Origin of the sequence: Exiguobacterium sp. s128 (assembly GCF_018618815.1) — a bacterium.
Classification (GTDB): Bacteria; Bacillota; Bacilli; order Exiguobacteriales; family Exiguobacteriaceae; genus Exiguobacterium_A; species Exiguobacterium_A antarcticum.
In genome coordinates this window covers 80966-105701 of record NZ_JACSMT010000004.1, presented here as the reverse complement: position 1 = coordinate 105701, position 24736 = coordinate 80966, and the positions used below count along the sequence as shown (strand labels likewise).

The 24736-nt window shown below is 48.7% G+C and carries 22 protein-coding genes, 1 tRNA gene and 1 pseudogene; 3 read left to right on the top strand and 21 right to left on the bottom strand.

Going from position 1 to position 24736, the window contains the following annotated elements; translation table 11 throughout:
- Positions 1-8: 8 nt before the first annotated feature.
- The 5 genes from KNQ13_RS03120 to KNQ13_RS03100 form a co-directional block, all read right to left on the bottom strand.
- The gene (locus KNQ13_RS03120) at positions 9-1193 is read right to left on the bottom strand and encodes a phosphoglycerate kinase (protein WP_209547964.1); all 1185 of its coding nucleotides are present in this window, start codon (positions 1191-1193) and stop codon (positions 9-11) included.
- A gap of 124 nt (positions 1194-1317) precedes the next feature.
- Positions 1318-2325 (bottom strand): type I glyceraldehyde-3-phosphate dehydrogenase, encoded by a 1008-nt coding sequence (gene gap / locus KNQ13_RS03115; protein WP_026830110.1) that lies wholly within the window; start codon positions 2323-2325, stop codon positions 1318-1320.
- Between the two features lie 53 nt (positions 2326-2378).
- Positions 2379-3407 (bottom strand): sugar-binding transcriptional regulator, encoded by a 1029-nt coding sequence (locus tag KNQ13_RS03110; protein ID WP_014971165.1) that lies wholly within the window; start codon positions 3405-3407, stop codon positions 2379-2381.
- A 115-nt stretch (positions 3408-3522) separates the two neighbouring features.
- Positions 3523-3783, bottom strand: coding sequence for a glutaredoxin family protein (locus tag KNQ13_RS03105; RefSeq protein WP_209547963.1), 261 nt, complete (start codon positions 3781-3783; stop codon positions 3523-3525).
- On the bottom strand, positions 3783-4934 hold the full coding sequence (locus KNQ13_RS03100) for an RNA polymerase factor sigma-54 (protein WP_209547962.1): 1152 nt from the start codon (positions 4932-4934) through the stop codon (positions 3783-3785). Before KNQ13_RS03100 ends, KNQ13_RS03105 begins: the two co-directional genes overlap by 1 nt.
- 168 nt (positions 4935-5102) lie before the next feature.
- Between KNQ13_RS03100 and KNQ13_RS03095 the strand changes: the two genes are divergently transcribed.
- Positions 5103-5178 (top strand) — tRNA-Arg (locus KNQ13_RS03095).
- 183 nt (positions 5179-5361) lie between these two features.
- Positions 5362-5943 (top strand): annotated as a pseudogene (gene clpP, locus KNQ13_RS03090) (ATP-dependent Clp endopeptidase proteolytic subunit ClpP); the annotation flags it as partial.
- Between the two features lie 157 nt (positions 5944-6100).
- On the opposite strand, the gene KNQ13_RS03085 reads toward clpP, so the two are convergent.
- The 11 genes from KNQ13_RS03085 to hprK all read right to left on the bottom strand — a co-directional run bounded on the left by KNQ13_RS03085 (position 6101) and on the right by hprK (position 15259).
- Complete coding sequence (locus KNQ13_RS03085) at positions 6101-6337, bottom strand: hypothetical protein (protein WP_014971169.1); 237 nt, start codon at positions 6335-6337, stop codon at positions 6101-6103.
- Between the two features lie 81 nt (positions 6338-6418).
- Positions 6419-7375, bottom strand: a complete 957-nt coding sequence (gene whiA / locus KNQ13_RS03080) for a DNA-binding protein WhiA (protein ID WP_071498783.1) — start codon at positions 7373-7375, stop codon at positions 6419-6421.
- On the bottom strand, positions 7372-8370 hold the full coding sequence (locus tag KNQ13_RS03075; protein ID WP_026830114.1) for a gluconeogenesis factor YvcK family protein: 999 nt from the start codon (positions 8368-8370) through the stop codon (positions 7372-7374). The genes whiA and KNQ13_RS03075 overlap by 4 nt, the downstream gene beginning before the upstream one ends.
- Positions 8370-9239, bottom strand: a complete 870-nt coding sequence (gene rapZ / locus KNQ13_RS03070; protein ID WP_209547961.1) for an RNase adapter RapZ — start codon at positions 9237-9239, stop codon at positions 8370-8372. Before rapZ ends, KNQ13_RS03075 begins: the two co-directional genes overlap by 1 nt.
- A gap of 112 nt (positions 9240-9351) precedes the next feature.
- Positions 9352-10314: a thioredoxin-disulfide reductase gene (trxB, locus tag KNQ13_RS03065; RefSeq protein ID WP_014971173.1), complete on the bottom strand. Its 963-nt coding sequence runs from the start codon at positions 10312-10314 to the stop codon at positions 9352-9354.
- Positions 10315-10374: 60 nt separating this feature from the next.
- Positions 10375-11859 carry a tetratricopeptide repeat protein gene (locus KNQ13_RS03060; protein WP_071498781.1) on the bottom strand — a complete coding sequence of 495 codons (1485 nt, stop codon included), beginning with the start codon at positions 11857-11859 and terminating at the stop codon, positions 10375-10377.
- Positions 11860-11954: 95 nt separating this feature from the next.
- Complete coding sequence (gene kapB / locus KNQ13_RS03055) at positions 11955-12335, bottom strand: sporulation phosphorelay system protein KapB (protein WP_209547960.1); 381 nt, start codon at positions 12333-12335, stop codon at positions 11955-11957.
- 28 nt (positions 12336-12363) lie between these two features.
- Positions 12364-12846 (bottom strand): acyltransferase, encoded by a 483-nt coding sequence (locus KNQ13_RS03050; RefSeq protein WP_071498780.1) that lies wholly within the window; start codon positions 12844-12846, stop codon positions 12364-12366.
- Complete coding sequence (gene ppaX / locus KNQ13_RS03045) at positions 12830-13486, bottom strand: pyrophosphatase PpaX (RefSeq protein ID WP_209547959.1); 657 nt, start codon at positions 13484-13486, stop codon at positions 12830-12832. The genes KNQ13_RS03050 and ppaX overlap by 17 nt, the downstream gene beginning before the upstream one ends.
- 4 nt (positions 13487-13490) lie before the next feature.
- Positions 13491-14324: a prolipoprotein diacylglyceryl transferase gene (lgt, locus tag KNQ13_RS03040; RefSeq protein WP_209547978.1), complete on the bottom strand. Its 834-nt coding sequence runs from the start codon at positions 14322-14324 to the stop codon at positions 13491-13493.
- The gene (hprK, locus tag KNQ13_RS03035) at positions 14324-15259 is read right to left on the bottom strand and encodes an HPr(Ser) kinase/phosphatase (protein ID WP_014971178.1); all 936 of its coding nucleotides are present in this window, start codon (positions 15257-15259) and stop codon (positions 14324-14326) included. Before hprK ends, lgt begins: the two co-directional genes overlap by 1 nt.
- Positions 15260-15379: 120 nt before the next feature.
- On the opposite strand from hprK, the gene KNQ13_RS03030 reads away from it, so the two are divergent.
- Complete coding sequence (locus KNQ13_RS03030; RefSeq protein WP_071498776.1) at positions 15380-15772, top strand: hypothetical protein; 393 nt, start codon at positions 15380-15382, stop codon at positions 15770-15772.
- Between the two features lie 120 nt (positions 15773-15892).
- On the opposite strand, the gene KNQ13_RS03025 is transcribed toward KNQ13_RS03030, so the two are convergent.
- The 5 genes from KNQ13_RS03025 to KNQ13_RS03005 all read right to left on the bottom strand — a co-directional run bounded on the left by KNQ13_RS03025 (position 15893) and on the right by KNQ13_RS03005 (position 24698).
- Positions 15893-16996: a DUF4097 family beta strand repeat-containing protein gene (locus KNQ13_RS03025; protein WP_071498775.1), complete on the bottom strand. Its 1104-nt coding sequence runs from the start codon at positions 16994-16996 to the stop codon at positions 15893-15895.
- 107 nt (positions 16997-17103) lie between these two features.
- On the bottom strand, positions 17104-19959 hold the full coding sequence (uvrA, locus tag KNQ13_RS03020) for an excinuclease ABC subunit UvrA (RefSeq protein WP_209547958.1): 2856 nt from the start codon (positions 19957-19959) through the stop codon (positions 17104-17106).
- A gap of 1 nt (position 19960) precedes the next feature.
- The gene (gene uvrB / locus KNQ13_RS03015; protein WP_071498773.1) at positions 19961-21928 is read right to left on the bottom strand and encodes an excinuclease ABC subunit UvrB; all 1968 of its coding nucleotides are present in this window, start codon (positions 21926-21928) and stop codon (positions 19961-19963) included.
- Positions 21929-22093: 165 nt separating this feature from the next.
- Positions 22094-23257: a PDZ domain-containing protein gene (locus KNQ13_RS03010; RefSeq protein WP_209547957.1), complete on the bottom strand. Its 1164-nt coding sequence runs from the start codon at positions 23255-23257 to the stop codon at positions 22094-22096.
- Positions 23258-23276: 19 nt separating this feature from the next.
- Positions 23277-24698: a S41 family peptidase gene (locus tag KNQ13_RS03005; RefSeq protein WP_209547956.1), complete on the bottom strand. Its 1422-nt coding sequence runs from the start codon at positions 24696-24698 to the stop codon at positions 23277-23279.
- Between the last annotated feature and the right edge of the window lie 38 nt (positions 24699-24736).

The window sequence follows — 24736 nt, the reverse complement described above, 5'->3', positions numbered from 1 at the left end:
ACTTTAGATTACTTGTCGTTAAGCGCTTCGACACCTGGAAGAGCTTTTCCTTCCATGAACTCGAGGCTTGCGCCACCACCTGTTGAAATATGGCTCATTTTTTCAGCAAGGCCAAACTTCTCAGCTGCTGCTGCAGAGTCTCCCCCACCGATGATCGAGTATGCATCGCTGTCTGCTAACGCTTGAGCGACACCTTTTGTTCCGTTTGCATATTTATCAAGTTCGAAGACACCCATCGGTCCGTTCCAGACGACGAGTTTCGAGTTCTTGATCGCTTCTGCATAAATTTCAACGGTTTTCGGACCGATATCCAGTGACATGTGATCCGCTGGGATACTGTCGATATCGCGTGGTCCGACATATGTTTCTTCGCCGAATTCCTTCGTGATGATGCAGTCGACAGGCATTAAGAACTTCACGCCTTTATCTTCTGCTTTCTTCATGAATTCCTTCGCCTGTTCGATTTTGTCGACTTCAAGAAGTGACGTACCGACTTCATAACCTTGAGCTTTGAGGAATGTATAAGATAATCCTCCACCGATGATCAACGTGTCGACGATATCAAGCAGGTGATCGATGACGCCGATTTTATCCGCGACTTTCGAACCACCGATGATCGCTGTAAACGGACGGTCCGGATTCGAGAGTGCTTTACCGAGAACTTGAAGTTCTTTTTCAATCAACAATCCAGCTACAGCAGTCTCGACGTGGTGCGCGATTCCTTCTGTAGAAGCATGCGCACGGTGCGCTGCACCAAATGCGTCGTTGACGAAAATATCTGCAAGTTTCGCAAAACCTTCTGCGAGTTCAGGATCGTTTTTCGTTTCGCCTGGGTAGAAACGAACATTTTCAAGAACGATGACTTCGCCTTCTTCAAGCTTGCTGACCGCTTCTTCAGCGACCGGTCCGTATGCTTCTTCAACGAGCTTGATTTCTTTACCAAGTAATTCGCCGAGGCGTGCTACGACTGGTGCAAGTGAGAATTCAGGGTTCTTCTCGCCTTTTGGACGTCCCATGTGGCTTGCGAGGATGACTTTCGCTCCACCGTCAACCAAGTGTTTGATTGTCGGAAGGGCAGCACGGATCCGTGTGTCATCTGTGATCTTGCCGTCTTCTAACGGTACGTTGAAGTCCACACGTGTAAACACGCGTTTTCCTTTTACATCGATATCGCGAATTGATTTCTTATTCATACATTCGTCCTCCGTCTCATACGTATAGTGAGGGGCTAGTACGCCCCTCCAGACTTTTTTCCGCAATAAGAGCGGAGACTGGTATCGTTTCCGCTCTTATTCAATTGCTATTTAATTGCTCGAATTACTTAGCGATTTCTGCGAAGTGTTTGAGTGTGCGAATGAGCTGGCTAGTGTAAGACATTTCGTTGTCGTACCAAGCAACTGTTTTAACGAGTTGTTTGTCGCCGATTGTAACGACTTTCGTTTGTGTTGCATCGAAGAGTGATCCGTAAGAGATACCAACGATGTCAGAAGAAACGATTTCGTCTTCCGTGTAACCGTAAGATTCGTTAGCTGCTGCTTTCATTGCTGCGTTAACTTCTTCAACTGTTACTTTCTTCTCAAGAACTGTTGTGAGCTCAGTGAGTGAACCTGTAGCAACTGGTACACGTTGTGCAGATCCGTCAAGTTTACCTTGAAGTTCTGGAAGAACAAGACCGATTGCTTTAGCAGCACCAGTTGAGTTAGGAACGATGTTAGCTGCCGCTGCACGTGCACGACGGAAGTCACCTTTAGGGTGTGGAGCGTCGAGTGTGTTTTGGTCGCCTGTGTAAGCGTGGATCGTTGTCATGAGACCTTGAACGATTCCGTAGTTATCTTGAAGAACTTTTGCCATTGGCGCGAGACAGTTCGTAGTACATGAAGCACCAGAGATAACTGTTTCAGTTCCGTCAAGAATTTCGTGGTTCGTGTTGAAGACAACTGTTTTCATGTCGCCAGTAGCAGGTGCTGAGATAACGACTTTTTTAGCTCCAGCTTTCAAGTGAAGCTCAGCTTTTTCTTTGTCTGTGAAGAAACCAGTACATTCGAGAACGATGTCAACACCGAGCTCGCCCCATGGGAGTTCTTCTGGGTTGCGGTTAGCAAGTGTTTTGATTTCTTTACCGTTGACGAGGAAGTAACCATCGTGTACTTCGACTTCGCCGTCGAAACGACCTTGAGTCGTATCATATTTTAAGAGGTGTGCAAGCATTTTAGTGTCTGTAAGGTCGTTGATTGCGACTACTTCGATTCCGTCAAACTGAAGAATTTGACGAAGTGCCAAACGTCCGATACGTCCAAATCCATTAATACCAACTTTTACTGCCATGATAATTTTCCTCCTTTTAATGTAAAGCGAGTTATCTATTATTCAAAAGGGGGCTACCCTTTCAAAATCGTTGTTGCGGCCCCTTCATCCGTAATCAGGATGATGTTCGGGGACTGTTTGACATACGCATTGATCGCTTCTGCCTTGGAATGTCCTCCGGCGACGACAATGACGTGTTCGACTTGTTTCAAGTCGTCGAGTTGCAGACCAACCGTCTTCACCCGGTGCACGATTTTCCCGTCCCGATCGAAATAATAACCAAATGCTTCTGCCACTGCGTGTTCGGTTTCAAGCTGTTCCAGTAACTCGGTTGAAGCGCGACGACGTTTTGCCATCGTTTTTGCCTCACCAATTCCATGTACCACGATTGAGGCATCTCTAATCATTTGTAACACATTTTTTATGCTTGGCTCTTCCACCATCTTGACAAACGTTTCCGTGCTGACCATGTCCGGGATGTGCAATAAGTGATAATCACTTTGTGCACGGGACGCCATTCGTGAGCAGACCGTATTCGCTTGTAATTCAAGGGTTTCGCCTAGTCCACCACGTGCTGGCACAAATGTCATCGGACGGTTTTCCTTGTCGGGCGACATCATCGCCGCGACGGAAGCCATCGTCGTTCCTCCTGTGACGGCAATCGTGTTGTGTACAGATGAAGAAAGTTCTCGTTTCAAACGTGCGACTGTCGCACGTCCCATATCGCGTTGTACCCAAAATGTCTGATCCGAGTCACCCGGTACGATGACGACATCCCGTACGCCCAGTTTTTCTTTTAAAGCTTTCGCCATATCGGAAATCCCGGCCAGTTCTGCCATCACACTGTGCATACTCCGTAAGACGGTCCGTCCTTCGTCCGTTAAAGACATTCCTTGTGTTGCCACTTCGAGCAATCCTTGCTCTTTCAGGAAGTCTACTTCGCGCCGTAATACCCGCTCCGTCAAGCCAAGGCTTGTCGCGAGTGTACGTCGACCAATCGGTTGCATCAGCCGGACATAATGAAGTATGTCGTAACGTGTCTGCATTTCTTCAATCAGATCAGGCACGATTCGCTTTTGGATCTGCACTAACTGCCGAATCATGTATTTCCCGCTCCTCTCAAACTGCTGGACACTTTACGTCCCGCGTGTCGTATCTTGTCCCACTTGGTACATCCTCATCATAACAGCCATCGCACGAGGATTCAAGCCTCACCCTTCAACTTTTTTCAAGTAAGCGGTTTCTTATGGGCTCCGTCTCAAATTTGCCATAACTCCAAATTTCAGACTGATACATCACAACCGGAATTTCATATAAAAACCGTAAGCTGAGCGTTGCATCTTCATCGATGTTGATTTCTTGGTACGTCCACCCAGGAAATTCGTCGAGTACGAAATCAAGTAAGACGGCGGCTTCCTCACATAGCGTACATCCCGGACGTGAATACAATATTAAGGTCATGTGTTCTTTTGTTTGCATCAGTCATTCGCCTCTCGTCGCTTCGTGATGTCGGACCGGGTCAATTCAAGACCCGACCGGTATTTGGCAATCGTCCGTCGCGCGACTTGGATGCCTTCCACTTGAAGACGATCAGCGATCTGTTGATCCGACAATGGCGTGGTTGTTTCCTGAATCAGCTTCGCCATCCGCACCTTGATCAAAAAGCTGGATGTCCCGTCCTGCGTCTTCGATACAAAAAAGTTTTCCAACGCCAATGTCCCGTGGGCAGTCCGCACCGTTTTGTTGGCAATCGCTCGACCGATCGTCGAAGGATGGTATCCCGTTTGTTCGGCAACTTCCTTTTTTGTCAGTGGTTCCAGGTGAAGCTCACCTTCAAACCAGCGGACTTGTCGTTTCGTGACGACATCTAAAATCGCCTCTAGCGTCTTCCGTCGCCGTTCGTACGCACTTAAAAAGGATTTCGCTTCTTCAAGATCCGTCCAGGACGCATCGACCGGTATGTCATACCAGACAATTTGGATTTGACCATCAATCAGCTGTACTTCAGCTTCCGGTATCGTCACGACCGTTGCTGTCGGCAAGACCGGTCTTTTCGGCAACCGATTGATTCGTTGCTTCATTTGCTGTCGCTCCGTTAGATCCCTGATTCCCTCCAAGGCTTGCTTCAGCGACATCCCTTCTTGTAACTCGGTGACCAGATCAATCAGTTGGTCTTCTTCAGACTCGATGGCGTGCAACAATCGGCACTCCGTCTCTGAACGTGCCGCGATACCGGTTGGTTCACATTGTTGGAGCAGTTGCCGCGCCTGTCTGATGATCGACTCCTCGCTCGCAAGAAGAACCGCCAATTGTGCGTCTGTCGTTCTGAGTAGTCCATCCGTATCTAAGTACATGATGAGTTGTTCCGCCATATATCCTATTTCCTGTCTGACCGATTCTAAACGTATTTGCTTCAGAAGTTCATTCTCAAACGAGTCGATCCGATCCGCAACTTGCTCTAAATCCGGATGGATTGTTTTTCTTCCATTATGTTTCGTGTGCCTGGCACGACGGATGATTCGGTAAAGATGTTGCTCTAGTTCCGCGCGCGTCTCTTCTAAAACCGATAATTGAAACAACTGTGCTGCTGACATCACAAGACGCTGCGCTTGTTCTTGTCTCTGTTCCATCTGTTCATCTTCCCTTTCTCCGACTGGATGTGGTTCTGTTTCTATTATAATGTATGGGGATTAAATCAATCGTCCTTCAGCCTTTTACAAAAAAACAAGAAACTTCAGTTTCTAGTATTGCTTTCCTGAAAAAATGTCGGTATACTATTAATTGTTCAGTAAAAACATGCACCCGTAGCTCAGGGGATAGAGCACTGGTTTCCGGTACCAGGTGTCGGGAGTTCAAATCTCTCCGGGTGTACCATACTTGAATCTACAGGCAATGCCGTTCTCGGTGTTGCCTTTTTTCTATATCGGTATGTTTACGCGAAACGGTTTCAGGAAAAATACCTAGAAGTCGCATCGTATCTTTTGACCAATCCTGACCAAAGGATTATGATAAGAACAAGTCGAATATGAGCTACATACCTACTATAAGGAGGCAAAGACTATGTTAATTCCAACAGTCATCGAACAAACCAACCGCGGGGAACGTGCGTACGACATCTACTCACGTTTGCTCAAAGACCGGATCATCCTTCTCGGGAGCGCGATTGACGACAACGTCGCCAACTCAGTCGTTGCCCAGTTACTGTTCTTAGCAGCAGAAGATCCAGATAAAGAAATCTCGCTTTACATCAACAGCCCAGGTGGTTCAATCACAGCCGGTATGGCGATTTACGATACAATGAACTTCATCAAACCACAAGTTTCAACAATCTGCATCGGAATGGCTGCATCAATGGGTGCTTTCTTGCTTCAAGCAGGCGCTAAAGGAAAACGTTTTGCGCTTCCAAATGCTGAAATCATGATTCACCAACCACTCGGTGGCACACAAGGTCAAGCATCGGATATCAAAATCCACGCGGAACGGATCATCAAGATGCGTGAACACTTAAACAAAATCATGGCTACAAATACAGGACAACCACTTGAAGTCATCGAACGTGATACAGAACGTGATAACTTCATGTCTGCTCAATCAGCAGCTGACTACGGTTTAATCGACCGTGTCATGGAACGTGCATAAGCTTTCACCGAACCGTCTTCACTTCATGTGGAGGCGTTTTTTTTTAGTCAGTGTTCACATACCGGACTGAACTGATTTTGCCATACACTAAACAAAAGGACCTCAATCCCTTTTTTCTCCCTCAAGAAGGAAGTACGGGGACAGAGGTCCTTATTCATTAATCGATCATGTCTGTGATATCAGATACGATATCGTGGTTTTCACGAATCAGTGTGTAGATTCCGTTCGCATGTGGTGAAAGTTCTTCTTCTGCCTGTAATTGCTTCAGGAACAGGGAAGTCGCAAACGTCACGAGTGTACTTTTCGGAACACCGATCGTTTTTGCTTTTTTCGTAAGCAGTTCATCAAACTTCGCATCTACCGTCAGCGAAATACGTTTTTTGTCATTAGCCATTTCAAAAACTCCTTAATTCGAACATTTAGTTGCACCGACTATATATTATAGTAGACTATGGTTCATCTCGCAAGTTACTCCCTAAAGAGCCCCGGTCATGGATTCGCCGTTTCGGAGTTTATCCGCAATTTGATCAATCTTGCGCAATCGATGATTGATCCCGGACTTCGAGATGGCACCACTTTCGACCATCTCGCCTAACTCCTGTAACGTCACGTCTTGATGGGTCACACGTAAGATCGCAATTTCTCTAAGTTTGTCCGGTAAGACATCAAGCCCGACCGTCCGTTCTAAGAACTTGATGTTCTCGACCTGGCGTAACGCCGCACCCACCGTCTTGTTTAAATTCGCTGTCTCACAGTTGACGAGTCGGTTGACCGAATTGCGCATATCCTTCAAGATCCGGACATCTTCAAAACGTAACATCGAATAGGTCGCACCAATCAGCTTCAGGAAATCAGAGATCTTTTCACTTTCCTTGATGTAGAGGATATGCCCTTTTTTCCGTTCGATCGCTTTTGCATTCAAGTCAAACTGATTCGTCAAGCTGCGTAAGGCGGCATTGTGTTCTTCATACAGACTAAAGATTTCCAAGTGGTACGAAGACGTCGCCGGATTGTTTAGTGACCCGCCCGCTAAAAAGGCGCCCCGGAGATAAGCCCGGGCACGACGTTCATCGTGGAGAATCGAATCACTGATCGAGCGGATCATCGTAAACCCTTCTCCGAGAATACCGAGGTCTTGTAGAATCTTGTCCGCTTGTTGTTTGACGCGCACGATGTAGACGTTATTTTTCTTTAGACGCATTTTTTTCCGGACCAATAAATCGAGATGGACCGCGTAAGCACGTTTGAGCAACGAATAGATCCGGCGGGCAATCGACGCATTTTCCGTCGAGATATCAAGCGTCAGTCCACGTCCGAGACCAAACGAAATTGCGCCGTTCATCCGGGCGAGTGCAGCAAGCTCCGCCTTCATCTCGTGATCGGTCATCGTGATTTGTGTTAATTCTTTTTTGACTTCTGAAGCAAAACTCACGTCAGTTCCTCCTTCCCTTCGAATTGACGGACCCGTCGGATCGATAAGACTTTCCGCATGACAAGGCTTGCGACGGCATCCGAATCATGGCGGATGAAGTGATGGTTGTAGTCCACGATATCGTCCGCGAGCACTTCAATGCCGGCTTCTTCAAAACTTGTTTCATCGTAGGTCACCATATCCGCGTGATCCTTCTGGTATTTTCGTAAATAACTGACATCAATCGATTCGTTGTTGACGATGATCGTATCAATCACCCCTTTGCCGAGGAACCGTTCCAAGACGTTCAGGTGATCGTTAGCCGTAAAGGCCGTCGTCTCCCCAGGTTGTGTCATGACGTTGCAGATATAGACGACCGGGGCAAGCGCCTGCTTGATCGCATCACGAATCTCTTCGATCAAGACGTTCGGAATGACACTCGTGTAGAGGCTGCCGGGACCAAGGACGATGACATCGGCGTCAAGAATCGCCTGAATCGCTTCCGGGACCGGACGGACGTCTTCTTCTTCGAGAAAAATCCGATCGATGACCTTCCCGACTTTTGGAATCAAGGACTCCCCTTTGACGATTGTTCCGTCTTCAAACTCGGCACATAATGTAATCGTCCGTTCCGTTGCCGGATAAACTTTCCCTTCCGCATTCAGCAGTTGTCCCATGACACCAATCGCCTCGACAAACGAACCGTTACAGAGCTGCGTCGCTGCTGTCAGCATCAAGTTCCCGAGCGAGTGTCCGTGCAGACCTTCTCCTGTCTCAAAGCGGTATTGCATGATCCGGTCCATCAATGTCTCGGACTTCGACAGTGAGACGATGACGTTTCGGATATCGCCCGGCGGCAACATGTTGAATTCCGTCCGCAAACGGCCCGAGCTTCCGCCGTCGTCCGCGACGGTGACGATGGCCGTGATATCAAGCGGGTAATGTTTTAGTCCGCGCAAAAGAGTTGATAGGCCCGTTCCTCCGCCGATGGCGACGACTTTTCGTTCCCATTTCATTATTTTTCCTCCTTTGCATGCACATAATCCCGGTGGTTCGTCACGATATGGTATTGATTCTTAAATTCTTTACTGATCGCTTCGGCAAACGTGATCGACCGGTGTTTTCCGCCGGTACAACCGAGCGCCACGACGAGCTGTGATTTCCCTTCCCGCTCATACTGGGGAATCAGGAATTCGAGCATGTCGACGAGCTTTTTATAAAACAGCTTCGCTTCCGGCCATTGCATGACGTAGGACGAGACCTCAAGATCAAGACCCGTCTTCGGTCGGAGTTCCGGAATGTAAAACGGGTTCGGCAAGAAACGTAAGTCAAACACAAGATCGGCATCGAGTGGTAAACCATGTTTAAAGCCAAATGACATCACGTTGACGGTAAACGGGATTCGTTCCCCTTCCGTAAACTCTTTTAAAATCCGTTCTTTTAAGGCAAGCGGTTTAATGTCACTTGTATCCATCAGCAATTGTGCTTTATCGCGGAACCCTTCGAGCAGGGTCCGCTCCCGTTCGATTCCGATCAGCGGTGACGCGGTCGGGGCCAGCGGATGCGACCGGCGGGATTCTTTATACCGACGAACCAATACCTCATTGCGGGCGTCCAAATAAAGCATTCGGATTTGCAGGTTCGTTTTCTTCAAATCTTCATAAACGACAAAGAAACTATCGATGAAATCACGAGCCCGTGTATCGATGGCGACAGCGATTTTCGGACGCACCTGTCCAATCACTTCGATCAATTGTGGTAGTAACGTCGGCGGTAAATTGTCGACACAAAAGTAGCCTAAGTCTTCAAAACTATTCATCGCGACCGTTTTCCCGGCGCCACTCATTCCTGTAATGATGACCAGTTGCGGTTGATTCTCTTCCATCTCTTCGCCCTCCAGACAACAGTTCCGTGTGTATTTTTTACTCTGATTTCAGTATAACACAAAAAAAGAGCCAGCTTGATTGAAGTGCCCTCCAACCAAGCTGGTTCTTGAATTAGACTTGTGATGATTCCTGTAATTCCTCAAGCAAGGCTTCGATATAATGTTGCGCGTTTTGAGCCGCAATCGAACCATCATTCGTCGCTGTCACGACTTGACGTAATGTTTTCTCACGGACATCACCAGCAGCAAAAATGCCTTTGATGTTCGTTTCCATCGCTTCGTTCGTCACGACATATCCCTGATCATTCAAGATTCCGAGATCTTGGACATATCCTGTGATCGGGTTCATCCCGATGTAGATGAATACGCCGTCAATCGGATACGTTGTCGTCGCTGCCGTTTTTGTATTGATTAATTCGATGCCACCGACTTTGCCGTTATCTTCGTTAATCTGTTTGACCGTATGGTTCCAGATGAAGTCGATTTTCGGGTTGTCGAATGCCCGTTTTTGAAGGATTTTTTGTGCACGTAATTCTTCACGACGGTGAACGATCGTCACTTTTTTCGCGAACCGTGTCAAGTAGACCCCTTCTTCGACCGCTGAGTCGCCGCCACCGATGACGAACAGTTCTTTTTCTTTAAAGAACGCGCCGTCACAGACCGCACAGTACGAGACACCACGTCCGCCGAGTTCTTCTTCACCCGGGACGCCGATTTTCTTATACTGCGCCCCTGAAGCGATGATGATGGCGCGTGCGTAATAATCCTTATTGTGGGCATGAATCGTTTTATACGCCGGACCGTCTTCGATACTGCGTACGTCACCATACGCGTACTCCGCTCCGAATGCTTTTGAGTGGTCGAACATCTTTTGTGAAAGATCCGGTCCAAGAATGCTGTCGTATCCTGGATAGTTCTCGATATCTTCCGTGTTCGCCATCTGGCCGCCCGGAATACCGCGTTCGATCATCAAAGTCGATAAGTTTGCCCGTGATGCGTAAAGTGCTGCTGTCATACCAGCAGGACCGGCACCAATGATAATGACGTCATAAATTTTTTGATCAGTTCCTGTCATGATTCCACCCCATCTGTATTTTCGTTGTAATTTGAGTATAGGGGAGAAACGGACAAACGTCTAACACTTTGCCCGCGCCGGGTTCAAAAGTCGTTGATAGGAACGAATCACAGCCGCCACTTCGTCAAACGAGACATCAACTAAAGCCGCACAGTCCTCAATCAAAGTCCCTTCACGGACGTCATGAAACAGGTAAATCAACGCAGCAGCTGACGCCTCAATCGCGTCAAACGTCTCTCCGCTGAGGACGAGTCGCGCGAATCGTTCATAAAAGTCCCCTTCTAAACTCATCCGTTCTTCGTCCGAAACGTACCGTTCCGCTAGACGAATCGTCAATAACGCACGATGAATCCGGGCATCAACGATCAGTTTCTCCCCGTTCATCTCATGTAGAATCTGTTCTGTCAGCAATAAAACATCCGGATGATCCGTCACTTCCGGCATCATCGATAATGCCAGTTTCGCTTCCTCATCGTTCAGTTTACCAAGCAAAAGTGCCGTGAAAATCCGTGAGATGTCATCTTCCGTTTTCAACGCTTGAATCAACGCGGAACGGAACTGAAGGTTATGTCGGATATCATACGCTTCTTGTTCTTCTCGCATGCCTTGGGCTTCTTCTGATTGTAGGAAGGCAGCAGCTTCTTCGACATGTCCTGTCTTGAACGCTGAGATCGACAACCAGTGACCGAATAACGGGTCTCCCCGGTAACCACGACGTTCGAGTAACTTTAATTCTTCATACGCTAAATCATGACGACCGATGATTGCGAGCGTCGAAGCGACCTTGTAGCGGGTCTCGAGATTGACCGACCGGACGTGTTCGAGCTTCTGCGATAGACGGTGGGCTTCTTCGTCCTGTCCCATCTCATGTAACAAGACGAGCGTATTACAGAGGGCATGTAAGTTTCCCGGATTTCCATCAAGGACCTGTTCGAGTGAAGCAAACGCCCGGTCATTTTCACCCAGATAAAACTCGACGATGGCGAGGTTGTTGTAGGCTGGCCAAAACGTCGGATATTGGATGATCAAAGCTTCCAGTGTCTCTTGCGCCGCAAATAACATCCCTTTGTCGATTTGACGTTGTGCTTGAGCATGCAAACGAATCAATTCATCCTCATCGTCATCTTCCATCTCTTGTTCGAGATCGATCAGTTCCACGAGCGCGGCCGATGCCTCTGCGTGTTTTCCGTTCGGTGCACTAGATAAATATTCAAGCGCATAGTTTTTTGCCTCTTCGTATAAGGAGACGTGCGCGTAGTTATTCGCTAAATAAAATAATGATTCGGTATTTGACTTGTCGAGCGTCCGCACTTGTTTCAAGACATCATTCGCATGATTGATCTCGCCTGTCTCAAACAGGACACGTGCGTAACGTAAAAGATAACGGATATCGTCGGGCCGAAGCGTCGTGGCTTCATCGAGATGATATACCGCCTCTTCAAGTCTCCCTTCCCGGTGCGCTTTCCGTCCACGGAAATAAAAAAGTTCCGCTTGGCGCATAGTAATCGCAAAGGGGTCTGCTTTGTATTCAGTTAATTCCATCATGATTCAAGCCCCCATAGATCTAAATCTGGTTTCATAGTTGCAGAGACAAGAATAACCTATCTCGGAAACCGTTGCAACAGAAAAAACGCCGGGGTTTACGCCCAGCGTTTCGCATAAATCGATTCCAGTTCCTTGTAATTCTCCAAGCATTTTTGTACGAAAGCATCCGCTTCTGGATTTTGTCCGTTCAGACGCGCGACATCTTTGTCGTAAGCTTGACGTAAGCTCTCGGCATAGGTCGGAATCTCACCGTCGTACGCATAAACGACACTTGGTGCGACTGTCACTTTTTCGTGCGGGTGTAGGGCTGGACGAACATGGAAGAGCGGAACATCGACCTGGTTCGGATTGTGCAAGTCACCTTGGACCGGGTGTTTCTCAACCGCCAACACTTCCACGACCAACCCTTGTGGACGTTCTGCAAATAATCTTCCGAAATACTTTCCTGTTTTATACGTAAAGCGGATATAACTCATCTCGTTTCCTCCTCTTCTCACAGTTTCGTCACATTTCATGACGGCGGAGCGGCTGACTCGATACCCGTTCGCCTGGCAGGATATCCCGATGGACGACCGATCCGGCTCCGACCATCGCGCCATCTCCAATCGTCACCCCAGGTAAAATCGTGACGTTGGCTCCGATCAACACATCGTTTCCAATCGTGACGTTCCCGATCCGGTATTCCGTCGTTAAATATTCATGGCAGAGAATCGTCGTATTAAACCCGATGATCGTATTCGAGCCGATCGTGATCCGTTCCGGGAACATCGTGTCCGGCATGACCATCAACGCGAGTGCCGTCCGCTCCCCAATCTTCATTCGCAAGAACGTCCGGTAGAGACTATTCTTAAAACGAAGCGACGGGGAAAAACGACCGATCGTGATGATGAGGAAACACCACATGACTTTAAAAAACGACACCGTCCGGTACATGTGCCACAGCGGATTCGTCGTCCCGACGTGATAGCGGTCAGTTCGTCTTGGCATTCTCGGCCTCGATCCAGTCGCTTAAGTGTTCCATCGAGTCGATGATCACATCCGGTTGCAACGCTTCGAGGTACGGGCGTCCTTTGATGGCCCACCCGACGGCAACGGTTTTCAGTCCCGCATTTTTCCCGCCGTGGATGTCCGTATCGTTGTCCCCGACCATGATCGTTTCGTCTGGTGTTGCGCCAAGGAGTGCCATCGCTTTTTCGAACGGTTCGACGGCAGGCTTCTCTTCCGTCACGTCATCCGCTGCGATGATTGCGTCAAACAAATGCGTCAAACCAAACAGTTCGATTCCTTTTAAGGCGACACGCCGGCTTTTCGACGTCACGACCGCCATGTTGTAGCCCTCTTGTTTCAACCGACGTAATCCGTCGAGAACCCCCGGATATTCGAGCACCAGCGCGTCGTGCATCGCGATGTTGTAGCTGCGGTAAAAGGCGACCATCTCTTTCCACTGGTCCGCATTCATCTCGGAAAACGACTTCTCGAGGGTCGGTCCGATGAACGGAAGCAACTCTGCTTCCGTAAACGTCCGGTCCGGGTAGTAATAGTCGAGTGTATGTTCAAAACTTTTTAGGATGAGGGGGTTCGTATCAATCAACGTCCCGTCGAGATCAAATAAAATCGTTTGAATCATCGGCTCATTTCGCCTCCCGTTTTGTTCCGTCCAAGTAACGGACGGCATTTTTCCGAAGCACCATCATGACGACCCCAAAGACGATCAAGGCAATCGATACGATCTGGGCAGTCCGTAATCCATCGCCCATCATCAAACTATCAGTCCGTAAGCCTTCGATATAGAATCGACCAATCGAATACCAGACGAGATAACCGAGGAAGATATAACCCCGACGTGGATTCCATTTCATTCGCCAGACGATCAATAAAATGACACCGATGATATTCCAGATACTTTCATAGAGGAACGTCGGGATATAATAGACACCGTCGATGTACATCTGATTGACGATCCAGTCCGGTAAGTGCAACGTATCTTGCAGGAACGTCCATGTCGTTTCCCCACCGTGGGCTTCCTGATTAAAGAAGTTGCCCCAACGTCCGACGGCTTGGCCGAACAAGAGCGACGGCGCCAAGATATCCGCGATTTGCCAGAAGGAGATGTTTTTCTTCCGGGTATAAATCAATACCGTCAAGATCGCCCCGATGATCGCTCCATGAATCGCGATCCCCCCTTGGCGAATATTGATGATCTGATCGATGTTTTGACCGTAATAGTCCCATTCGAACGCCACGTAATAGATACGTGCACAAATGATGCTGATCGGAATTGCCCAGATGACGACATCAACCGCATACTCTTCATTAAAACCGATCCGTTTCGATTCGAAGATGGCAATCATCAGACCGACGACTGCTCCTAAGGCAATGACAATCCCGTACCAATAGATCGGGATCGGTCCCAGTTCAATCGCTACCCGGTCAAACGTTGGTTGGACACTCGCTAACGTTCCCATCAAAGACCACCGTTCCCCTCTTCAATCGCTTGCGCCAGACGCCCCGCAAACTCTTCTGCTGTATTGATGCCCATGTTTTTCAGACGATAGTTCATCGCCGCCACCTCAATGATGACAGCTAAGTTTCGCCCTGGACGGACCGGAATCGTCAAAAACGGAATTTCCGTATCGATGATTTGTAAGGTCTCTTGGTCAAGACCAATCCGGTCATACACTTTGGTTTGATCCCAAATTTCTAAATTACAGACGAGGCTGATTTTTTTATGCGAACGAACCGCACCGGCTCCAAATAACGTCATCACATCGATGATCCCGATTCCACGGATCTCAAGCAGATGCTGAATCAATTTCGGCGCTGTCCCGACGAGGATGCCATCACCCGTTTGACGGATTTCAACCGAGTCATCAGCAACGAGGCGATGGCCGCGCTTGACGAGTTCCAGTGCTGTTTCGGATTTACCGACACCACTCGCTCCCTTGATGAAGACGCCGACCCCATAAATGTCGACGAGTACACCATGCATCGCCGTCGTCGGTGCGAGTTCCGCCTCGAGGAAGTTGGTGATTTGAGATTCGACCGATGTCGTATGTCCCTTCGTCGTCAACAGCGGGACGTTCGTTTCGTCTGCTGCTTTGACGATTGCTTCCGGCACCTCGAATCCACGTGTGATCAAGATTCCCGGTGTCTCATCCGTACAAAGAACATTCGCTCGTTCGAGCTGTTCCTCATACGTCAAGTTATTGAAAAACGTCAATTCCGTTTTTCCGAGAATCTGGAGTCGTTCCGCTGGATAATACGCATAATAGCCGGCAAGAACGAGACCCGGTCGACAAAGATCAGCCGTCAGAATCGGGCGATGTAACCCCTCTTCTCCGGTGACGATTTTTAAATTAAATTGCTTTACGATTTCAGCTGTTCGCACTTTTGGTTGCACGCTCAATCAGCCCCTTTCACTTGAAGTATTGTACCATATTTTTACGAAAATCAAGGAATTCGATTAGAAGTGGGCAATCTTGGGAATGGATTATAGATAGTCTAAAAAGGAGGGATATTTATGATGGAATCATCAGGTAGCGGTATTGGTCTCATTATCATCTTTATTTTATTCGGAATTCTCGCCATCGTTGGTTTTGTGTATCTGATCATGGCACTGATCGATATGTGGAAAGCCTACTCACGCAACCAAGATCAAACCGCTTTATTGTTCTTCATCATTTCGATTATCGGGATCTTCATCAGCGGTTCGCTCATCTCACTTATTCTTGCCATCGTCTTTTATTGGAACCGGGCACGTCGGAAAAGTTGGATGGGCATCGGTTTGATCATCGCGTCGATCGTCCTGACAATCATCGGAATCATCGTGTTCATCCAATTCGGTTATGACATGAACAACTTCGAAAACATGAATTTCGATGATCCGATGATGGATCAGGATTACGATTATTAAGTTTCACCATATCAACGATGACTCCCTATCCTAAGTGATAGAGAGTTGTCGTTTTTTTGTCGAAGCCATCAAAAAAAATCCCTGCCTCCTTTTCATCAAAGGGACAGGGATTGGTTTAACTTAAAGAGCTTGTGGGCTTAAATGAACACCGTGCGTGACAGAAATCGTGCCCGTTTTCGTCTCGGCAGCGACTTCGATTTTCGGCGTCCGACCACGACCTGACAAGAAGTGCAACTTACGGTTCACAACTTCTTTTTGATCGCGAATCAATTCCATCTCATCGAGGTTACAGTTCAATCCACCAAAGTTCGTTTCCAGCTCCCCATAAATCTCAGCACCGTGCGGCAACATCAAGGCGATGCTTCCGGCTAGGGACGATGCTTGAATCTTCGCATCTTGAACGGTTTTCAATTCACAGCGGACATTTCCGTTCGCCGTCTTCAAGTCAGACCGTTCGAAAACACCCGTGGCGATGACTTGACCGTTGGCCGTTTTTGCTTTCAGTGACTTGATTTCTGATTCTTCGATTTCAATCGAACCGTTCGCTGTCGACGTCTTGACTTCGTCACTGAACAGATCGCGGACAAGAATCCGTCCGTTTGCTGTCATTAATTGGACCGACGTCGCATCCAGTGATGACAACGTGATTTCCCCGTTTAGCGTTTGGAGAACCAATGACTCATAATGACGGCGTGGAATCTTCAGATGAATCGTCGCCCGGACACGTTTGTCCTTGAGACGAATCGATAGCGTGTTGGCAGAGACAGAATGTTGAAGAGAAGCTTGAAGTTGCTCGAGCGCCTGCTCTTCATTGACTTGGCGAAGCGGACGACCGGTCACAGTCAGTTCACATTCTTCGAGATCCCCCGGCTCAATGATGGCATTGGCATTAAAGAGGTCCAGATGAATCGTCTCACCGCTGAATGGGAATTGTTTGACGTAGGTGACGTTTGGTCCAGAGGTTTGATTAAGTGACAAATCACTTTCCTTGATCCGGTTGACGAGTCCGTCAAATGCCGACATGACTTTCGACGTCAGTGAATCGACCGTATAATGATCGACCCGGTCGTAGTGTTCCGGTTCATCCACGTACTTGTGTTCACTCGCTGTCGACTGATGCTCGTTAATCGCTTCGAGTCGTTCCAGCTTGTCAAGTGCTTCATCAATCGTCAGCTTTCCTTCTTTCACTTGTTCAAGTATCAGTTGGCGCATATCTTGCTTCATCAATATTCCCTCCTCTGATCTGACACGCGGTAATCGGTCCTGCATACTTACTACTTTCGTTCTACTTCCCTTACTTCCCTTTTTACGATTCTTGAATCAAAAAAGTTTCACGATTCGATTCGTGCCGCGTCCCGTTCCAAGACTGGAGCCAGGTAGTGACCCGTATACGATTCCTTGACGGCCGCGATTTCTTCCGGTGTTCCGGTCGCAACGATCTTCCCGCCACCGTCGCCACCTTCCGGACCGAGATCAATCAGGTAGTCGGCCGTCTTGATGACATCAAGGTTGTGTTCGATGACGAGGACGGTGTCACCGTTATCCACTAGACGCTGTAAGACTTTCAGTAAACGGGCGATATCGTGGACGTGTAAACCTGTTGTCGGTTCATCGAGAATATAAATCGTTTTCCCGGTCGACCGTTTGTGAAGCTCAGACGCCAGTTTGACCCGTTGTGCTTCCCCGCCGGATAATTCCGTCGCCGGTTGTCCAAGGCGCATATACGTCAGTCCGACATCGGCGATCGTTTGGAGCTTGCGGCTGATTTTCGGAATCTTATCAAAAAATTCCAAGGCATCTTCGACCGTCATTTCAAGGACGTCGGCAATCGTCTTGCCTTTATATTTCACTTCGAGTGTCTCACGGTTGTACCGTTTCCCATGACAAATTTCACACGGAACGTAAACATCGGGTAAGAAATGCATCTCGATTTTGATGATTCCGTCACCACGGCACGCTTCACAGCGTCCACCTTTGATGTTGAAGCTGAAGCGCCCTTTTTTGTAACCGCGGAGCTTCGCTTCGTTCGTCGAAGCAAAGACATCACGGATATCGTCGAAGACGCCGGTATACGTCGCTGGATTCGAGCGTGGTGTCCGACCGATCGGCGACTGATCGATGTCGATGACTTTATCGATTTGATCCAGCCCGGAAATCCCTTTATGGGCACCTGGTTTTTCTTTCGCCCGGTTCATTTCATGAGCGATCGTTTTATAAAGAATCTCATTGATCAACGTCGATTTCCCGGATCCTGAGACACCCGTGACAGCGACGAACAAACCAAGCGGAATGTCGACATCGACATTTTTCAGGTTGTTTTCCGACGCTTTGTGAATCTGTAGTGCCCGACCATCCGGTTGTTTTCGTTCTGTCGGGACAGGAATGAATTTTTTCCCCGACAAGTATTGGCCTGTCAAGGAGTTGGGATCTTGCATCAGTTCTTCCGGACGTCCGGCTGCCGTGACGAACCCACCGTGGTCCCCTGCACCTGGTCCGATATCGATCAGGTAATCGGCCGCCATCATCGTGTCCTCATCGTGTTCGACGACAATCAACGTGTTTCCGAGGTCACGCATCGTCTTCAGCGTATTGATCAGACGGTTATTGTCGCGTTGATGCAAACCAATCGATGGCTCATCCAAGACGTACAGGACCCCCGTCAGACGGGAACCGATTTGTGTCGCCAGACGAATCCGTTGCGCTTCGCCGCCAGACAACGTCCCGGCAGCACGTGAAATCGTCAAGTAATCCAACCCGACGTTTTCAAGGAACGAAGACCGTTCATGAATCTCCCGCACAATCATCTTCGAAATCGTCTGATCCTTCTCGGACAATTTGTCCGGCAACTCTTCGAACCAGACGACCGCTTGTTTGACGGACATCTTCGTCACGTCTCCGATATGAATACCGGACACCTTGACGGCAAGTGACTCGCGTTTCAAACGGTGCCCTTTACAGGTCGGACATGCCGCTTTCGCCATGTAACCTTCCATCTGTTCCCGGATATAGTCCGATGACGTCTCTTTGAACCGGCGTTGTAGATTGTTTAAGACCCCTTCAAAGAACAACGACGTATTGCGGACCATGCCGAAGTCATTTTCATAACGGAATTGAATTTCTTCCTTGCTGCTTCCGTTCAATAGGATATCACGGTGTTCTTCCGACAACTGTTCGAACGGTGTATCCATATCGATCTTGAAGTGACTGCAGACAGCTGCAAGCAACTGGGGATAATATTGTGAACTAGTCGGTTCCCAGGCAATGATTACCCCTTCGTTGAGCGATTTATCTGGATGTGGCACGACGAGATCGACATCGACTTCCAGTTTCGTTCCGAGTCCGTCACATGACGTACAGGCACCAAACGGTGAGTTGAACGAGAACATCCGTGGTTCGAGTTCCCCGATCGAGAACCCGCAAATCGGGCAGGCGTGATGCTCACTGAATAACAATTCCTTGCCATCCATCGTATCAACGATGACCCGACCGTCAGCGAGACGTAACGCCGTTTCGAGTGAATCGGCAAGACGGGCTTCGACGTCCGGTCGAACGACGACCCGGTCGACGACAACTTCGATCGAGTGTTTTTTATTTTTTTCGAGTTCAATCTCGTCCGTCAAATCGATCGTTTCTCCATCGACCCGGACACGAACGAACCCTTCTTTTTTTAAGTCTTCGAACACTTTGACGTGGGCACCCTTCCGACCCGAAATGATCGGTGCAAGAATTTGGAGACGGCTCCGTTCCGGCAGTTCCATCACTTGGTCGACCATTTGACTGATCGTCTGGCTCGAAATCTCGATGCCGTGATTCGGACAGATCGGTTTCCCGATCCGGGCATATAGCAGACGCAGATAATCGTAAATCTCCGTCACCGTTCCGACCGTCGAGCGTGGATTCTTACTCTTCGTCTTTTGGTCGATCGAAATCGCCGGGCTTAACCCTTCGATTGCATCGACATCCGGTTTATCCATCTGTCCAAGAAATTGCCGGGCGTAAGCGGAGAGACTTTCGACATATCGCCGCTGCCCTTCTGCATAAATCGTATCAAACGCGAGTGACGATTTTCCGGAACCGGATAAACCCGTCAGGACGACGAGCTGATCACGCGGGATTTCGACATCGATATTTTGTAAGTTATTGACGCGAGCGCCCTTGATAATGATTTTGTTCTTTTTTTCTGCCACCTTAGGCACCTGCTTTCAATTCTAAGATCAGATCACGCAATTCTGCTGCTCGTTCAAACTGCATGTCTTTTGCTGCTTGACGCATCTCTTGGTCCAGTTGTTCGAGCAACGTCTCGCGTTCTGGTTTTTTCAGCTTATTGAATTTCTCCAGTTTTTCCATCGTGTCATCACTTTCAATCGTCGTACTGATGACACCGCGGACGTCTTTTTGAATCGTCTTCGGGGTGATGCCATGTTCTTTATTAAAGGCGAGCTGAATGTTTCGCCGCCGTTCCGTTTCACCCATCGCCCGTTGCATCGAGTCGGTGATCTTATCGGCAAACAGGATGACATGCCCTTCCGAGTTCCGTGCTGCTCGTCCAATCGTCTGAATCAGTGACCGTTCCGACCGTAGGAACCCTTCTTTATCGGCATCGAGGATCGTCACGAGCGAGACTTCCGGAATGTCGAGTCCTTCTCGCAACAAGTTGATGCCGACGAGAACATCGTATTTCCCAAGCCGCAAGTCCCGAATGATTTCGATCCGTTCGAGTGTCTTGATTTCGGAGTGCATATAGTTGACTTTGACACCATGTTCTTTCAGATAATCCGTTAAGTCCTCTGACATCTTTTTCGTCAATGTCGTCACGAGGACCCGTTCATTTTTTGCGACCCGTTCCCGAATATTATCCATCAAGTAGTCGATTTGACCCGTGATCGGATGAATTTCAATCGTCGGATCGACAAGTCCCGTCGGACGGATGATCTGTTCGACCATCTCTTTTGTATGTTCGATTTCGTAAGGTCCCGGTGTCGCCGAAATATAGATCGCTTGACTGACCTTCTCTTCAAACTCTTCAAAACGTAGCGGACGGTTATCTTTTGCTGAGGGCAGACGGAAACCATGTTCGACGAGCACTTGCTTCCGTGCCTGATCCCCATTGTACATACCACGGATTTGCGGCAAGGTGACGTGTGATTCATCAGCAATCAGTAAAAAATCCTTCGGGAAATAATCAATCAACGTGTATGGTGTCGATCCAGGTGGCATCAAGTTCAAATGACGGGAATAGTTTTCAATCCCGGAACAGTAGCCCATCTCGCGCATCATCTCAAGATCGTAGTTCGTCCGTTGTTCGAGCCGCTGGGCTTCAAGCAACATCCCGTCTTCGCGCATCTTCGCGAGTTGCGTCTCGAGTTCCGCCTCAATATTCGTGATTGCTTTTTGGAGACGGGTATCCCCCGTCACGAAGTGGGATGCCGGGAAAATCGAGATATGTTCCCGGTCAGCAATGATTTCGCCCGTCAAGGGATCCATGTCCCGAATCCGTTCGATCTCATCGCCAAAAAATTCAACCCGGACACACTGTTCGTCACGCGATGCCGGGAAAATCTCAACGACGTCCCCGCGGACACGAAACCGCCCCCGTTGGAAATCGATATCGTTCCGTTCATATTGAATGTCGATCAAGCGGCGTAACATTTCATTACGCCCCATCTCGTTGCCGACACGAAGCGACAAGACATGGTTGTTGTACTCTTCCGGATTACCAAGACCATAGATACAAGACACCGACGCGACGATTAATACGTCTTCCCGCTCAAATAGTGAGGACGTCGCCGAGTGACGGAGTTTATCGATCTCATCATTGATCGAGGAATCCTTTTCAATGAACGTATCCGTCGATGGGACGTATGCTTCCGGCTGGTAATAATCATAAAAACTGACGAAATATTCGACGGCGTTATTTGGGAAGAACTCTTTGAACTCCGAATAAAGCTGACCGGCCAGCGTCTTATTGTGCGCCAGGACCAATGTTGGTTTTTTGATCTCGTTGATGACATTCGAGACGGTGAACGTTTTCCCTGTTCCCGTCGCTCCAAGTAACGTCTGATGGCGTTCACCATTTTTGACACCTGCAATTAGTTTTTCGATTGCCGTCGGTTGGTCGCCACCGGGCTCAAACGGTGATACTAACTCAAAATCCATCGTATTCTTCCCCCTCATCCAGTAAAAAAATCTATTTTTATTGTATCACTTTACGAACAAACATTCGATTATGAAGTACTCTTTTTAGAAGTTACCCGTTTTTCGCCAAAAGAAAAAGTCCAGCTGGTTAGCTGAACTGTTTTCGTCTGCAGATTCTGATCTCGATCATTGAAGCATCCGGATTTTCGTCCGTTTGTTCCCCGGCTCACTGACGAATACGATTCCGAGATCATGATGATCCTGTTCGTAAAAGGCACGCTGGGCAAAACGGACGTCTCCGTTATGATTCATCACTTCAAGACGGAGATACGGTTTATGTCGTTGAATCGCTTCATAAAATGCCTTCTCTGATTCGACGAACTCCCCATTGACTTTATAAATCGCTTCCCCCGGGACAAGACCCATCTCGGACGCCGGTTTTTCCGGAAGTGTTCCGAGGATGACGACACCCCGTTTTCCGTTGAGGAACACTGGCGTCTGCGAACGGTTCCAGCGTTTCGTCCGCTGATGGAGCACGATATGGACGAGGAGCAAGACAGGTAAGCCGTACAGCCAAGCGGCTTGTCCGGTCAGAAAGGCACCTAATGCAAGAACGACCGCTAACAAGAAGCTGATCAGACGCCCTTGAACAAGCGGGCGCATCAATTGTGCCGGCAATTGACCCGTAAAGAGGAAACTGAATCCGATCGGCAGGAAGACGACCACTGGAACGAACTCCGGAAACGTCCACTGCGGAATCCACTGTTCGAGACTACTGCCCGGAACGAGGACGACAAGCGGAATCAGCCACAATTTATTGGACGCCAGCCCACCGATATAACGGCCCCGTTTCGACAGGACAAGTGACGGTGATAAGTTTTTCTCCCCGCGCCAGACGAGTAACATCAGTTCGGCCGCCAGTGACAAAGCAGCAAGCAGCAACCAATGCGTCACGCTGACCTCACTCAGACCATCGATTCGGTCGTCGGCCACGAACCAGGTCAGACCCGCCAAGACCACGAGCGGCCAAAGCGGTAAATTAAACCGGACGACTCCTGTTAGTAAGATCAGGAATGTCAGAACGGTAAATGCCATCAGAAATTCTGACGAAACCGTCAGCTTGAGACTGAGACTGATGACGGATAAGACGAGACCGACCACTAGTCCCGGGACAAGCGTTTCGAATACATCGGTCCGCTTGCTCCGGGTACGTGACCGAAACAGATTCCGTTCGCGTTTGACACGCCGCATACTGAGTAAAAAACTGACCAGAATTGCTAACCATAAGATCGGACTAACGAAGAAACTAATCGCTGTCCAACCGATTCCATCGAGTAATTCCACGCCCATTCAGACCTCTTTCTGTGAGTTATTGCGCAGCGACTTCAAGCGCCTTGATCCGTTGTACATCATTTTTTTGATCTTCGAGTTTCTTCAGCAGACGTGTTTCCATCTCAGCTGCCGTCACTGGATCGATGTTTCCTGTCGCGTCCAGCTTCGCATCCTTCTGCAAGCGCTCGACGGCCTGCTTCATCGTATCGCCGAAATATCCTTTCTGTCCTTTTGGATCAAAGCCGATTGCTTCGAGGACCAGATGGGCATTTTCAACAGGTTTTCCATAATCACCGCTCGCTAACGTCTTGTCATCCGTCAAAATCTTCGTCACGTTGAAGTAATCCGGTTGTTTGACTTCAACGGTCGGTTTGACACCTTTTTTATGAATCCAGTTCCCGTCCGGCGTCAGCCATTTGTTCGTCGTCAATTTTAGGTCGCTGCCGTCTTTTAAGTCATAGGCACTCTGGACGATCCCTTTTCCGAACGATTTCGTCCCAACGACTTCTGCACCGGCGCCCTCTTTCAGACCGGCTGCGAGAATTTCAGACGCAGAGGCCGAACCACTATCTTCGAGGACAACGATCTTATACGGTTTCTTCTCTTCCGCTTTCCCGAATTCCTGCGTCCGTTCGCCTTTGTTGTCTTCCACTTGGAAGATCGGTGTCTCTTTCGGAATGAACGGTGCGATCATTTGCGAGACTGCCGTCAGCAAGCCACCTGGATTACCGCGGACATCAATCACCAGACCATCGATGTTTTTTTCCTCGAGTGCTGCCAGTTGTTTCTCGAATTCATCTGCTGTCGGATCAGAAAACTGGGTGACTTGCAGGACACCAATCGTTTTCCCATCGACTTGTTCCGTCTCGGAATACACCGTCTCGATCGGAATCGTATCGCGGACGATCGTGATCTTCATCGGATCTTGTCCACCCCGTTGAATCGTCAAGACGACTTTTGTTCCTTTTTCGCCCCGGATCTTCTTGACCGCTTGATCCGTTTTTTGTCCTTTGGTCGTTTTCCCGTCGATTTCTAAGATGATGTCCCCCGGTTTGATGCCCGCCTTTTCAGCCGGTGAGCCCTTGATCGGTGAGACGATGACGATCGTTTCTCCCTTTTGTTCAAGCGTCGCCCCGATTCCTTCGAACGAAGATGACAGATTCGTATTAAATGACGCCGTTTCCGACTCATCCATGTACACCGAATAGGGATCCTCGAGCACTTCCGTCATTCCTGTCAGTGCACCTTCGAGCAATTCCTGATCCGTCACGTCCTCCAGATAATTTTGTGAAATCATCTGCCGGACTTGATCAATCTTTTTCCAATCGCCTGTAGATTGTGATGAAGAACTTGTCGCCACTGTATCCGTTCCACCTGTCGCTAACATCCCGACAGCACCTGCGCCAAGACCCAAGCCAAACGTACTGACCGCTATGACGGCCGTTGTCGATTTTTTCACGCGTGATTCCTCGTTTCTGGTGTAAACCTGCTATTTTT

Bases quoted from the DNA above. Each gene is read 5' to 3' on its own strand.
- KNQ13_RS03075 (WP_026830114.1), bottom strand. From the start codon at position 8,370: ATGAAATGGGAACGAAAAGTCGTCGCCATCGGCGGAGGAACGGGCCTA.
- KNQ13_RS03110 (WP_014971165.1), bottom strand. From the start codon at position 3,407: ATGATTCGGCAGTTAGTGCAGATCCAAAAGCGAATCGTGCCTGATCTG.
- KNQ13_RS03025 (WP_071498775.1), bottom strand. From the start codon at position 16,996: ATGAAGCAAGATATGCGCCAACTGATACTTGAACAAGTGAAAGAAGGA.
- KNQ13_RS03120 (WP_209547964.1), bottom strand. From the start codon at position 1,193: ATGAATAAGAAATCAATTCGCGATATCGATGTAAAAGGAAAACGCGTG.
- KNQ13_RS03060 (WP_071498781.1), bottom strand. From the start codon at position 11,859: ATGATGGAATTAACTGAATACAAAGCAGACCCCTTTGCGATTACTATG.
- rapZ (WP_209547961.1), bottom strand. From the start codon at position 9,239: ATGGAAGAGAATCAACCGCAACTGGTCATCATTACAGGAATGAGTGGC.
- KNQ13_RS03085 (WP_014971169.1), bottom strand. From the start codon at position 6,337: ATGGCTAATGACAAAAAACGTATTTCGCTGACGGTAGATGCGAAGTTT.
- KNQ13_RS03100 (WP_209547962.1), bottom strand. From the start codon at position 4,934: ATGGAACAGAGACAAGAACAAGCGCAGCGTCTTGTGATGTCAGCAGCA.
- ppaX (WP_209547959.1), bottom strand. From the start codon at position 13,486: ATGATTCAAACGATTTTATTTGATCTCGACGGGACGTTGATTGATACG.
- gap (WP_026830110.1), bottom strand. From the start codon at position 2,325: ATGGCAGTAAAAGTTGGTATTAATGGATTTGGACGTATCGGACGTTTG.
- uvrB (WP_071498773.1), bottom strand. From the start codon at position 21,928: ATGGATTTTGAGTTAGTATCACCGTTTGAGCCCGGTGGCGACCAACCG.
- lgt (WP_209547978.1), bottom strand. From the start codon at position 14,324: ATGGGAACGTTAGCGAGTGTCCAACCAACGTTTGACCGGGTAGCGATT.
- KNQ13_RS03010 (WP_209547957.1), bottom strand. From the start codon at position 23,257: ATGGGCGTGGAATTACTCGATGGAATCGGTTGGACAGCGATTAGTTTC.
- trxB (WP_014971173.1), bottom strand. From the start codon at position 10,314: ATGACAGGAACTGATCAAAAAATTTATGACGTCATTATCATTGGTGCC.
- KNQ13_RS03050 (WP_071498780.1), bottom strand. From the start codon at position 12,846: ATGCCAAGACGAACTGACCGCTATCACGTCGGGACGACGAATCCGCTG.
- kapB (WP_209547960.1), bottom strand. From the start codon at position 12,335: ATGAGTTATATCCGCTTTACGTATAAAACAGGAAAGTATTTCGGAAGA.
- KNQ13_RS03105 (WP_209547963.1), bottom strand. From the start codon at position 3,783: ATGCAAACAAAAGAACACATGACCTTAATATTGTATTCACGTCCGGGA.
- KNQ13_RS03030 (WP_071498776.1), top strand. From the start codon at position 15,380: ATGATGGAATCATCAGGTAGCGGTATTGGTCTCATTATCATCTTTATT.